The organism is Planomicrobium sp. MB-3u-38, assembly GCF_002836425.1.
GTDB lineage: Bacteria > Bacillota > Bacilli > Bacillales_A > Planococcaceae > Planococcus > Planococcus okeanokoites.
The window spans coordinates 396,900-408,273 of record NZ_PJBO01000060.1 but is presented as its reverse complement, the minus strand read 5'-3'; the positions used below and the strand labels follow the sequence as shown (position 1 = coordinate 408,273).

Annotated in this window: 11 protein-coding genes; 3 read left to right on the top strand and 8 right to left on the bottom strand. The window is 45.7% G+C overall.

The annotated features are described in order from the left end of the window. Positions 1-136 precede the first annotated feature (136 nt). From CXF70_RS13170 to CXF70_RS13155, 4 genes are all read right to left on the bottom strand, one after another. A complete protein-coding gene (locus CXF70_RS13170) occupies positions 137-877 on the bottom strand; it encodes an AAA family ATPase (protein WP_101803033.1) in 741 nt (246 codons plus the stop codon). Positions 878-1,002: 125 nt separating this feature from the next. After that, positions 1,003-2,919, bottom strand: a complete 1,917-nt coding sequence (locus CXF70_RS13165) for a PTS fructose transporter subunit IIABC (protein ID WP_101803032.1) — start codon at positions 2,917-2,919, stop codon at positions 1,003-1,005. Beyond that, entirely contained in the window at positions 2,916-3,848 is a 933-nt protein-coding gene (gene pfkB, locus CXF70_RS13160; RefSeq protein ID WP_101803031.1) for a 1-phosphofructokinase, read from the bottom strand. The genes CXF70_RS13165 and pfkB overlap by 4 nt, the downstream gene beginning before the upstream one ends. Beyond that, entirely contained in the window at positions 3,845-4,597 is a 753-nt protein-coding gene (locus CXF70_RS13155; RefSeq protein ID WP_101803030.1) for a DeoR/GlpR family DNA-binding transcription regulator, read from the bottom strand. The genes pfkB and CXF70_RS13155 overlap by 4 nt, the downstream gene beginning before the upstream one ends. Before the next feature lie 173 nt (positions 4,598-4,770). Between CXF70_RS13155 and CXF70_RS13150 the strand changes: the two genes are divergently transcribed. Further along, positions 4,771-5,040 carry a phosphocarrier protein HPr gene (locus CXF70_RS13150; RefSeq protein ID WP_084245833.1) on the top strand — a complete coding sequence of 90 codons (270 nt, stop codon included), beginning with the start codon at positions 4,771-4,773 and terminating at the stop codon, positions 5,038-5,040. Then, entirely contained in the window at positions 5,037-6,755 is a 1,719-nt protein-coding gene (ptsP, locus tag CXF70_RS13145; protein WP_101803029.1) for a phosphoenolpyruvate--protein phosphotransferase, read from the top strand. The genes CXF70_RS13150 and ptsP overlap by 4 nt, the downstream gene beginning before the upstream one ends. 80 nt (positions 6,756-6,835) lie before the next feature. On the opposite strand, the gene CXF70_RS13140 is transcribed toward ptsP, so the two are convergent. The 3 genes from CXF70_RS13140 to CXF70_RS18220 form a co-directional block, all read right to left on the bottom strand. Next, complete coding sequence (locus CXF70_RS13140) at positions 6,836-7,231, bottom strand: NUDIX hydrolase (protein ID WP_101803028.1); 396 nt, start codon at positions 7,229-7,231, stop codon at positions 6,836-6,838. Positions 7,232-7,658: 427 nt separating this feature from the next. Next, on the bottom strand, positions 7,659-8,048 hold the full coding sequence (locus tag CXF70_RS13135) for a nuclear transport factor 2 family protein (RefSeq protein WP_158241198.1): 390 nt from the start codon (positions 8,046-8,048) through the stop codon (positions 7,659-7,661). Between the two features lie 251 nt (positions 8,049-8,299). After that, positions 8,300-8,452 carry a hypothetical protein gene (locus tag CXF70_RS18220; protein ID WP_158241197.1) on the bottom strand — a complete coding sequence of 51 codons (153 nt, stop codon included), beginning with the start codon at positions 8,450-8,452 and terminating at the stop codon, positions 8,300-8,302. 137 nt (positions 8,453-8,589) lie between these two features. Between CXF70_RS18220 and CXF70_RS13130 the strand changes: the two genes are divergently transcribed. Then, positions 8,590-9,426 carry an NAD(P)H-hydrate dehydratase gene (locus CXF70_RS13130; RefSeq protein WP_101803026.1) on the top strand — a complete coding sequence of 279 codons (837 nt, stop codon included), beginning with the start codon at positions 8,590-8,592 and terminating at the stop codon, positions 9,424-9,426. A 46-nt stretch (positions 9,427-9,472) separates the two neighbouring features. Here CXF70_RS13130 and asnB read toward each other — a convergent pair whose 3' ends face one another. Next, positions 9,473-11,347 carry an asparagine synthase (glutamine-hydrolyzing) gene (gene asnB / locus CXF70_RS13125; RefSeq protein ID WP_101803025.1) on the bottom strand — a complete coding sequence of 625 codons (1,875 nt, stop codon included), beginning with the start codon at positions 11,345-11,347 and terminating at the stop codon, positions 9,473-9,475. Positions 11,348-11,374: the final 27 nt, after the last annotated feature.

Here is an 11,374-nt window from a genome sequence, read left to right as displayed (position 1 = left end):
GAACGTCCGCTTTTTTCCAGATACCTTTACGAACGCTTTAACCGTTTTAAATTAAACCATTTATATATTCATCAATATGAAAGCAAAAAAGCCGCACAGAACCAGGCGGCTATTTCCTTGTCCTCGATATATAGAGTTATTCCTCTGGTTCATCCTTCAAAATTTCCTCCAGGAATTTTTCACGATGATCGAGAAAATATTTCGTGATTTGATAATGATCCGTTTGTTCATAGTCAATTTCTTCTATTTTCCCTTCGTCAAAACTTAATATTGAGGCTTCCGGATAACCCAGCAAAATAGGAGAATGTGTAGCAATGATAAACTGGCAGCCTTCTTTAACCGTCAAATCATGAAGAATCCGTAAAAATGCCAATTGCCTCTGTGGTGACAATGCAGCTTCCGGCTCATCCAAGAGATAAATGGCCCGTCCATTAAAGCGATTCTGGAACAATGAAAAGAACGACTCCCCGTGAGATTGTTCATGCAAAGAGCGTCCGCCGTAGCTTCTGTATACATCGGCTCCGTCTTTTTGCAGTTCATCGATATGAGTGGCAAAATGATAAAAAGATTCCGCTCTCATGAAAAAACCATTCGTAATCTTTGGCATCCAAGACAAACGGATATGTTCCCCCAATATTGAATGGGAAGCATGGACATTGTATGTATTATTGCGCCCGCCGCCAGCTGAATTGAATTCGCATTTCTCGGCGATTGCCTCCAGCAGCGTGGATTTCCCGGATCCATTTTCACCTACAAAGAAAGTGATATTACTTGTCAGCTCCAGTTCTTCAAAGTTTTCGATGGCTGGAATCGTGAAAGGAAATTGTGTTGCGTCGACATTGTCTTTATTTAGCAAGCTTATTCGTTTCAAAAACACATTCTCACCTCTACTTCCAAAAAGTCTTGTATGACATCAATAATATTTTTCCTTATTTTAGCATACGGATTACATATTTAAGATAGAAAAAGAGCCCTCATAGTTATGAGAGCTCTCCATATTAATTAGGCTGTAACCGTATTCTTTTTCAGAATACCCACTGTCAATGCAGCAACGATTGCCCCAATGATGATGGCCAGGGCATAGAGCAGGACGTTCATGGCTCCGCCTTCGACAAAGCCCATTACGAACACGCCGCCGTGTGGAGCACGTAATCCGATGTCGAACAGCATGACAAGAGCTCCTGTGACCGACGCTCCAGCTATAGATGCCGGAATGACACGAGCTGGATCGGCCGCTGCAAATGGAATCACACCTTCCGTAATGAAGCATGCCCCGAGAACGTATGCTGTTTTACCTGCTTCACGCTCAGGTTTCGTGAATTTCTTCTTGAACAATGTAGTAGCTATTGCCATGCCAAGCGGTGGAACCATGCCTGCGGCCATGACTGTCGCCATAAATGTAAAATTGTCGGCATCGAGCATGGCGATACCGAATGTATACGCGGCTTTATTGACCGGTCCACCCATATCGACCGCCATCATGCCGCCCAAAAGCAAACCGACCAGCACCAGGTTCGTACCGCCAAGGCTTTCCAGGAAAGAAGAAATTCCTGTATAAACGCTTGTCAGCTGTGGATTGACGAGCATCATGATGATACCTGTGATAGCAATGCTGAACACCGGATAGAATAGAACCGGTTTCAAACCTTCAAGCGCATTCGGCAAACCGGCGAAAGCCTTTTTCACCAATAGCGTTACGTAACCTGCCAGGAACCCGGCGATCAAACCACCAAGGAAACCTGAACCGCCACTGACTTCATCAACACCGGAAACGGTAATGGCGATCAGACCCCCAATCATGCCTGGTGCAAAACCTGGCCGGTCAGCAATACTCATTGCGATAAAACCGGCAAGAACCGGCACCATCAGGAAGAATGCATTTCCGCCGCCGATTGTATTCAGCATTGCAGCAAATTCATTGTAATTGGGGCTTGTCGGATCTGTAGCGTCTATTCCCCAGAAAAACGAAATAGCGATCAGGATTCCGCCTCCGACTACGAATGGCAGCATATTCGATACACCATTCATCAAATGTTTGTAAAAGCCGCCTTTGGATTCTGATTCAGCTGCATCATCCTTTGACTTATCGTGTTTATAGACCGGTGCATCATTTGTAACAGCACGGTCCAATAGGTTATCTGTTTCATAGATGGCTTTCCCGACTGCTGTCTGAATGACCGGTTTACCGTCAAAACGGGCCATATCCACTTTGGTATCAGCGGCTACGATAATCGCATCAGCTGCCGCGATATCTTCAGCAGTCAAACGATTTTTTACACCACTTGACCCATTTGTTTCGACTTTCAGTGAAATGCCCCGCTCTTTTGCACGGTCATTCAATTTTTCAGCCGCCATATACGTATGGGCAATGCCTGTCGGACAGGCCGTGACCGCTAAAATCCTTTTTCCCGCAGTATCTGGCACATCGTCGGTTGCCACAGTTTCTTCCTCCGGTCCTTCAACTTCAGTTTCCTTATCTGACACCGCAAGCAAAACAGCTTCTTTTGAGTCGGCAGCCAGGATTTTTTCGCGGAACTTTTCATCCATTAAAAATGTCGCCAATCTTGACAGGGCTTCCAAGTGTGCGTCATTTGCCCCTTCACTTGCAGCGATCATGAAGAATAAATTTGCCGGCTGGCCGTCCATCGATTCAAAATCGATGCCGTTAAGTGCGCGTCCAAATGCAATCGCAGGATGCTTGACTGCTGCAGATTTTGCATGTGGAATGGCGATTCCTTCACCAATTCCCGTTGTGCTTTGCTGTTCTCTCGCTAAGATATTTTCTTTGAACGCTTCTTTATCCGTCAACTTCCCTGCTGCATCCAGCTGGTTCACCAATTCATCAATCACCGTTTCTTTTGAACCGGCTGCTAAATCCATGGCAATCGTTTCTTTTGTCAATAAATCCGTAATTCTCATTTTTTCACATCCAGTCTTTTAAATGGCCGAACTTTTACTTGATCCAATAATGCTTCTGTCTCTTCTTTCCTGCACAAATCATCACTGAAAGCCGTTGCACTGCCGCTTGCGATGCCGTAGCGGAATGCTTCTTCCTTTGAACTGCCTTTCGACAATGAAGCGATGAAGCCGGAAACGAGTGAATCACCCGCTCCTACGGTATTGACCATCTGTCCTGTCGGAGCTTCAGCAAAATAAGCCTGTTCCCGGTCAACCAGCATGGCCCCGTCAGCCCCCATGGAAACAATGACGTTGGCGACGCCTTTGGCAGTAAGCTGAAACGCGCATTCCGCAGCATGTTCCTTATTTTGAATGGTTGTCTGGAACAATTCCGCCAATTCTTCGATATTCGGTTTGATGAGAAAAGGGCGGCTGTCGATCAATTCACTTAATGCTTTACCTGACGTATCCAAGACAAAGCGAGCTTTCTGTTTCTGCAAGGTCTCTCCCAATGAGATGAAATAATCAATCGGCAATGTGTCTGGTATGCTGCCGGAAAGAACGAACCAATCACCGGGTTTGATGTTTTCCACTTTCTTTTTCAATTCCTGCAGATGGCTGTTGCTCAGTTCCGGTCCTGGTCCATTCAATTCGGTTTCTTCCCCGGCTTTGATCTTGATATTAATCCGTGAAATCTGTCCGGTATCGATAAAGTCTGTCCGCACATCTTCAGCTGCCAGAAAATCCTGGATGAACTGGCCCGTAAAACCTCCGGCAAATCCATAAGCGATACTGTCGACTCCGAGACGCTTCAAGACTCTGGAAACGTTTATCCCTTTTCCTCCCGGGTAATAATTCACTTTTTCACTTCTGTTCAAGCCGCCTATTTTAAATGCGGGCAAGTAATTCGTGTAATCAATCGATGGTGATACGGTACATGTATAAATCATTTTTCAACCACCTTTACAGTTGTAATTTTGTTATATTCCTGCAAAGTTTCAGCTGGCACTCCATCGACAATCAGCGCAGCATCCTGGAGATCCATGATTGTGGCGAAACTAACCTTATTCACTTTGCTGTGATCTGCCAGTATATAGGTCTTTCTCGCATGGGAAGCTGCTTTCTTCTTGACGGCGGCTTCTTCCGGATCCGGCGTCGTATAGCCATAATCGGCATGGATGCCATTGACACCGAGAAAACAGATATCGAAATGATAGGCTCCGAGCGCAGCTAAAGCACCAGCTCCGACGAATGCGCCGGTTCGCGGCTTCAACATCCCACCGGTCAAATAGGTGGTGATGCCAGCTTCATTCAGCGCAACTGCAAGCGGCAGCCCATTAGTCACTACGACAGGATTCCTATCTTTTATAAAGGGGATCATTTGCAGCGTGGTCGTACCCGCATCCAGGAATACACTGTCGCCTTCCTGAACAAATGAAGCCCCGTATTCAGCGATCGACTTTTTCTCCTTCAAATTGCGGGTCGACTTGTCATCAATACTCGGTTCCTGCAAATTCCGGCCGGGGAGAACCGCCCCGCCAAAAACACGTTCAAGTTTCCCCATGTTTTCAAGTTCAGTCAGGTCTCGGCGTAAAGTCGATTCGGAAGCATCCGTCACTTCAACCAAATCCTGCAGTTTCACTGTCTTTTTTTCTTCGAGCATTCGTAAAATATAGTCATGCCGCTCGTTGGTTAACAACTCAATCACCTGCTTTAGTAATTTTAAGTAGATATTACTTGAAATCGCTTCCAAAATCAATCATAATCATTCATAAGCAATCAAAAACGTTCATTTTCTATCATTGGTTCTTTGATATACAGTGGTTTATACTATTGAAAATGAACTTATAATTATATTTAGGAGGAATTTAAATGACTGAAAAACAATTCACCATTACAGACGAAGCGGGTATGCATGCGCGCCCTGCATCTGCGCTGGTTGGTACAGTGAGCAAATTCAAATCTGATATCCAATTGGAATTCAAAGGCAAGAAAGTAAACTTGAAATCAATATTAGGTGTCATGTCCCTCGGCATTTCATCAGGCTCGGTTGTTACAATTTCAGCGGACGGTGAAGACGAAGCAGAAGCGATGGCTAAAATCGAAGAAGCGATGAAAGCTGAAGGAATATCAAACCAATGACAACGGAATTATATGGAATTGCGGCTTCTGACGGAATTGCCATAGCAAAGACATACCGGCTCGAAAGCCCTTCTCTGGAATTTGACAGAAACACAATTGATGATCCGGCACTTGAAATCGAGCGGTTCCAGACAGCGATAGCTGTTTCTTCAAAAGAGCTGGAACTCATCAAAGAACAGGCAGAAACGCAGATCGGCCCTAAAGAAGCAGCGATTTTCGGTGCCCATCTCATGGTGTTAAGTGATCCGGAACTGATTGGGCCGATCACTGAGAAAATTGAAACGGACCGGGTCAATGCTGAGACTGCCCTTCATGAAGTATCGGAAATGTTCATGAATATATTCGCTTCGATGGACAATGACTATATGAAAGAACGGGCAGCGGATATCAAGGATGTCCGAAACCGTGTTTTGGCACATTTACTGGGAGTGAAGTTTCCAAACCCAGGGTTGATCTCAGAAAAAGTGATCCTGTTGGCGGAGGATCTTACGCCATCTGACACTGTCCAGTTCAACCCTGAATTCATCCAGGGCTTTTTGACTGAAATAGGCGGCAGGACATCACACTCAGCCATTTTAGCGAGAACATTGGAAATTCCGGCAGTTGTCGGAGTCAAAAAATTGATGGAGAGCCTGGCCGATGAGACGTTGCTGATAATCGACGGAATCGAAGGGAAAATTATTGCAGATCCCACCGGAGAGCAAATCGAATCGTATAAAAAACGCAAAGAAGAGTTTGAAACACGGAAAACACTTCTGGCCGGTCTGAAAGACTCACCTTCTGTTTCCTCGGACGGCTCTAAAGTGGAACTGGCGGCTAATATCGGTTCACCGAAAGACGTGAAATCCGCGCTTGAAAACGGCGCTGAAGCAATCGGCCTTTTCCGGACCGAATTTTTGTATATGGGCAGAGACAGTTTCCCGACTGAAGAACAGCAATATGAAATTTATTCTGATGTACTGAAGGCAATGGGAACAAAACCCACTGTTGTCCGTACCTTGGACATCGGCGGGGACAAAGAACTCGCTTATTTGGATTTGCCGAAAGAACTGAACCCGTTTCTTGGCCTTCGCGCCATTCGCCTTTGCCTTGAAATGCCGGATATGTTCAGGACACAGCTGCGGGCTTTGCTTCGTTCAAGTGTCCACGGCAATTTGAAGATCATGTTTCCGATGATCGCCACTCTTGATGAATTCAGGCAGGCCAAGCAATTGCTGTTGGAAGAACAAGAGAAGCTTGCTGCTGAAAACATTGCTTTCAGCAAGGATATCGAAGTCGGCATAATGGTCGAAATCCCTTCCACAGCGGTAATGGCTGACCTTTTCGCTAAGGAAGTCGACTTCTTCTCCATCGGCACCAATGATCTGATCCAGTACACGATGGCTGCCGACCGCATGAATGAGAACGTCTCACATCTATACCAGCCATTTAATCCCGCAATTCTACGGATGGTCAAGATGGTTATTGACGCAGCGCATAAAGAGGGCAAATGGGCTGGCATGTGCGGAGAGATGGCTGGTGAAGAAATGGCTGTTCCCATTTTGCTCGGACTCGGTCTCGATGAGTTTTCAATGAGTGCATCATCCATATTAAAAACCCGCTCCATGATCGCCAGCTTGTCGAAAGCTGAAATGGAGAACCACACAGATACCATTTTGGCATTGGCTACTGCTGAAGATGTGAAGAATTATGTAACGCAATTAATGGACAAATAAGTTTTAAAGGTTTAATTTTCCGATGGAAATCACAGCAATAAAAAATAACCCCTTGGACAAGGTTTTCCTTGTCCAAGGGGTTATTCTGTACGTTGGCACAATTTTGCAGCCAATTCTTCTGGATACAGTGTAATCGACGGCAGCGTATCCCTGGCCACCCATACAGCTTTATAGCTTCCCCGCTCCGGGTCGCGTTCTGTAAATTCCATGCCGGCGCCCGTTCCAAACTTCCCGCCTGTAACTGCAGCCAGAAAATAAGATTCCTCCGCCGTACCTGACAGTTCGAAAAAGCATTCACCAATTTCCACTTCCAGGCCCAGTTCCTCCAAAGCTTCACGTTTGGCAGCTTCTGCAGGCGTTTCTTTTGCTTCGATGCCGCCGCCTGGAAAGACGTAATAGGTATATCCGTTCCGAGTTCTTTCAATCAATGCCAATCGATCGTTTTCGATTATAATCACACCAGCCCGATTTCTCATGACCTGAACCCGCCTTTCAGTAATTTCAGCCGATTTGCTTGAAATTCAAGCTGCTGGGTATATAATAGTATGTATAAGAAAAAGCCGCCCGGTGCGTCAACACCGGACAGCAAGCAATCGACAGGTCCCAACAAGGGAGATCAGCCATTAGGTTACTTAATAAGGATAACCCGCAGAGCTACCAACTCAAGGGCGGGTTATTTTTTTTGGTTTGAAGACGTGACCATGAGCATCAGGCTTGCGAAAGTTACTGCAAACATCAATGCTTCATAAACCGTCATATGCACCACCCCCTTTCTTCCGGGGATGGCCAACCACCCTTGAGTTCCCTGTTCGATTGCATCTTTCAGTTTACCATAGACAAGTGCAGCGGCAGACAGGCTAATTTCTTATTTCCATCACTTTTATCTGTTTAAATAAAAACTTTTCAATAACTATTTGCTTGATGCTTGGGTTCCAGTTCAATCACGAATGTAATGATGCTTTTCACTTTTTCAGAATGTTCACCCTCCAATGTATACATATCACAATAGCAGAAATTGCGGACATTCCCTTCATCATCATTACGGCGGCTGACCCCTTTAACAGCAGCTTCGCCCTGGCTGCAAATAACTGATTCAATCTCGTATTCCATATTGCTGAAGTCTGCTACACCGAAAGCAGCGTCCAATAGCCCCTGCTTCCCTTTAACAGGTTCTGCACCGACAATCGACCAGGTCACATTTTCCGTGACATGGCTATTAATGAATTCCTGATCTCCATTAAAAAAAGCGGCATTGAATTTACGGAAAAACTCTGCTTTCGCCTTCTCTTCCATCTGGATCGCCTCCGAATAGTTTCTGGTGACGGTTGGCATTTTAGCATTTGAAAAATATTATACTTCTTGTCATCCTCCTTTAATATTCAAATATTTCTGACATTTAAACACATTCTAATTTTACATCAAAAACGCATTTAAATAAATACAGCAAGTTCCATAAATGCCCATTTTGAGTGATAAATATTTATGTTCCCCGACATACAACAAACCGCTCCGTCTAATGGGAGCGGTTTGTTGTATTTATCTTCTCAGTTGTCTGAGTCCTCTTCTTTTTCAGCGCGTTCTTTCTGCTGATTCTGTATATCTTCCGCTTCCAGATCCGGTAATCGTTCTTCAGGCGTTCCAGTAAAATGTTCTTCCCTATCTTCTCCGTTATTTTGCTGCTCTTTTTTATCTGGCATTCGTTTCACTCCTTTGTTAAGGTTTACTGTCCTTTACCCGTTCCATTATTTTTCAAGCAGTTCAGTCAGCTTGCTTTGTTTAATACGCCTTTAATAAGGCTATTTCTTCTATATAGCAAAGAGGAAGGATGAACTGAATGGATAACATCCCTGTTTGGTCAAAAGATCTTGTCAAAAGGCACTTACCCCATCGCCACCCGGAAAGCCATAAAGGTACATATGGGACCGCTCTATTGATTGCCGGCAGTTCAGGAATGCCTGGCGCTGCAATCCTGGCGTCTGCTGCAGCGATGCGCAGCGGGCTTGGTAAATTAGCGGTGGCAACAGCCAGGGAATCCATAGCACCAATCTCCTCCCATGTGCCGGAAGCGACTTTCGAGCCAGAATTGATGGAGCGCATTAACGATCCTGACCTTGACCTGGACTCTTATAAAGCTATTGCAATCGGTCCAGGGATGCTGCCGGATCAAAGAACTGAAGCTGCAGTCGGGCACCTGCTCCGAGGCGGAAAACCACTTGTGCTGGATGCCGGTGCCCTGTCTGAGAGAGCATACGGCAAAACTGAAGCTCCCGTCATATTGACGCCGCACCCGGGTGAATTTTCACGGATCGCAGGAGTTCCGGCAGAAGAACTTCAACACCAGCGCGCTCATCATGCCGCAATTTGGGCTGCCAAATTAGGTGTCACCATAGTGCTAAAAGGGCAGAACACTGTCATCGCATTTCCGGACGGCGAAATTTATTTGAATCCGACCGGCAACAGCGCACTTGCAAAAGGCGGCACCGGCGATACACTGACAGGCATGGTGCTTGGCATGCTCTGCTGCCATGATAACTGGCGTCACGCGGTTCTGAATGCTGTCCATCTCCACGGGGCGTGCGCCGATGAATGGGTCAAAACCCGCTCCGCGCATACGCTCGTGGCACATGAATTGGCGGAGCTTCTGCCAACAGTCATGAAATTATATGAATGATATAAAAAGGGGTTATCAGATGAATATCTGATAACCCCTTTTTGTTTTATACCAATGCTGATTCTTCGCCTACTTGAACTTGAACCACGTCTGGCTGTTCAGAAACGAAATAACGTCTATGCCAAACAAGGAACATAAAAATGGTCCAGATTTTACGGGCATTATTTGCTTTATTCGTGTAATGCTCATCCAAAAGAGCAAGGAGCTCGTTCTGATTGAAGAATTCTGCCGCTTCGTCCGAAGTGAAATAGGACTTGATCTGCTGATAGAATTTATCTTCACGCATCCAATTACGGATCGGCACAGGGAAGCCCATCTTTTTGCGATTGGCTGAAACTTCCGGAAGTGCCCGGCGAGCCGCGAGCCGCATCGCATATTTGGTGTCATTCGCGCCAATGCGGTAATGGGCAGGCAATCGGGATGCTGTCTCCATCACCTTTTTATCCAGGAAAGGTACACGCAATTCAAGGGAATGGGCCATGCTCATCTTGTCGGCTTTCAACAGGATATCCCCTACCAGCCAAAGATTCAAATCAAGATACTGCATTTTTGTTAAATCATCTTTTCCTTTGACACGGTCATAAACGGGCTGCACGATTTCAGCTACCGTGGGGCCAGTCTGGTAAGCGGGCTTAAGCATACGAGCCGCTTCGTGTTCAGGGAATACGTTGGCTTGGCCGATAAACCACTTCTCTACCGGCAAGCCGCCTTGGATCAAAAATTGCTTGCCGCGCATCTCCGGCAGTTTTGCTGCTGCAGAACCAACAGCCGAACGCAAGCCAGCTGGCAGCTTTCTGTATTTCTTCAGATTCGGGCGAACATCATAATCATCGTAACCACCGAATAATTCATCCGCTCCTTCACCCGACAAAACGACTGTAACATCTTTTTTCGCAAGTTGAGCCAGGAAATACAATGGCACAATCGATGGATTCGAATGTGGTTCATCCATTAAATACTGGATTTGCTCCAGCTCGCTGAAACATTCATCCGAATTAAGGACTTCATTGATATTCTGGATTTCCAGTTCATCAGATAAGATTTGCGCATTGTCGATTTCCGAAAAGTTCTTATCACTGAAACCGACTGTGAATGTTTTGTCCGGTTTAAGGACAGAAGCCACATAACTGGAATCTACACCACTGGACAGGAAAGAACCGACTTTTACATCACTGATCCGGTGTGCTTGGATAGATTCTCGAATCACGCTGTCGATTTCTTCCACTGTTTCTTCCAAAGGTTTCTCGTTTACATCAAAAGAAGGTTCCCAATAACGTTCAAGTGACACCTGGCCTTCTTTATACACCATAAAATGGGCTGCTGGCAGCTTGAAAACGCCTTTGAAGAAAGTCTCATCCATAACAGAATACTGGAATGTCAAATAAGGTTTCAACGCATCCCGGTTCACTTCTTTTTTGAATGCCGGATGCGGAAGGAAACTTTTGATTTCGGAGCCGAACAGCAAAACGCCGTTCATGTTCGCATAATATAACGGCTTGATGCCGAACATGTCTCTGGCAACAACCAATTTCTTTTCCTGGCGGTCCCAGATGGCACAAGCGAACATGCCGCGAAGCCGGCTGAAAATCGCCGTGCCGTATTCTTCGTAACCGTGGATGATGACTTCACAATCCGAATGGGTCTTGAATACATGCCCTTTTCCGATCAGCTCTTCACGCAGTTCCTGGAAGTTATAAATTTCGCCGTTGACCATGGAGACAAGCGTATTGTCTTCATTATGGAAAGGCTGGCTGCCGCTTTCAAGATCGATGATGCTCAATCTGCGGAAACCCAAAGCTGCTTCCCCTTCCAAAAATTCACCGGCTGAATCCGGCCCTCTATGTATGATCCGGTCCATCATTTTATTCAATATAGATCCGGCATTTTCTGTATTACCTATAAATCCTGTAAATCCGCACATATGAAGCCTCTTTTCCAAATTTAATCG

Coding starts and splice junctions, on each gene's coding strand:
- CXF70_RS13165 (WP_101803032.1), bottom strand. CDS start 2,919: ATGAGAATTACGGATTTATTGACAAAAGAAACGATTGCCATGGATTTA.
- pfkB (WP_101803031.1), bottom strand. CDS start 3,848: ATGATTTATACATGTACCGTATCACCATCGATTGATTACACGAATTAC.
- CXF70_RS13150 (WP_084245833.1), top strand. CDS start 4,771: ATGACTGAAAAACAATTCACCATTACAGACGAAGCGGGTATGCATGCG.
- ptsP (WP_101803029.1), top strand. CDS start 5,037: ATGACAACGGAATTATATGGAATTGCGGCTTCTGACGGAATTGCCATA.
- CXF70_RS13140 (WP_101803028.1), bottom strand. CDS start 7,231: ATGAGAAATCGGGCTGGTGTGATTATAATCGAAAACGATCGATTGGCA.
- CXF70_RS13135 (WP_158241198.1), bottom strand. CDS start 8,048: ATGGAAGAGAAGGCGAAAGCAGAGTTTTTCCGTAAATTCAATGCCGCT.
- CXF70_RS18220 (WP_158241197.1), bottom strand. CDS start 8,452: ATGCCAGATAAAAAAGAGCAGCAAAATAACGGAGAAGATAGGGAAGAA.
- CXF70_RS13130 (WP_101803026.1), top strand. CDS start 8,590: ATGGATAACATCCCTGTTTGGTCAAAAGATCTTGTCAAAAGGCACTTA.
- asnB (WP_101803025.1), bottom strand. CDS start 11,347: ATGTGCGGATTTACAGGATTTATAGGTAATACAGAAAATGCCGGATCT.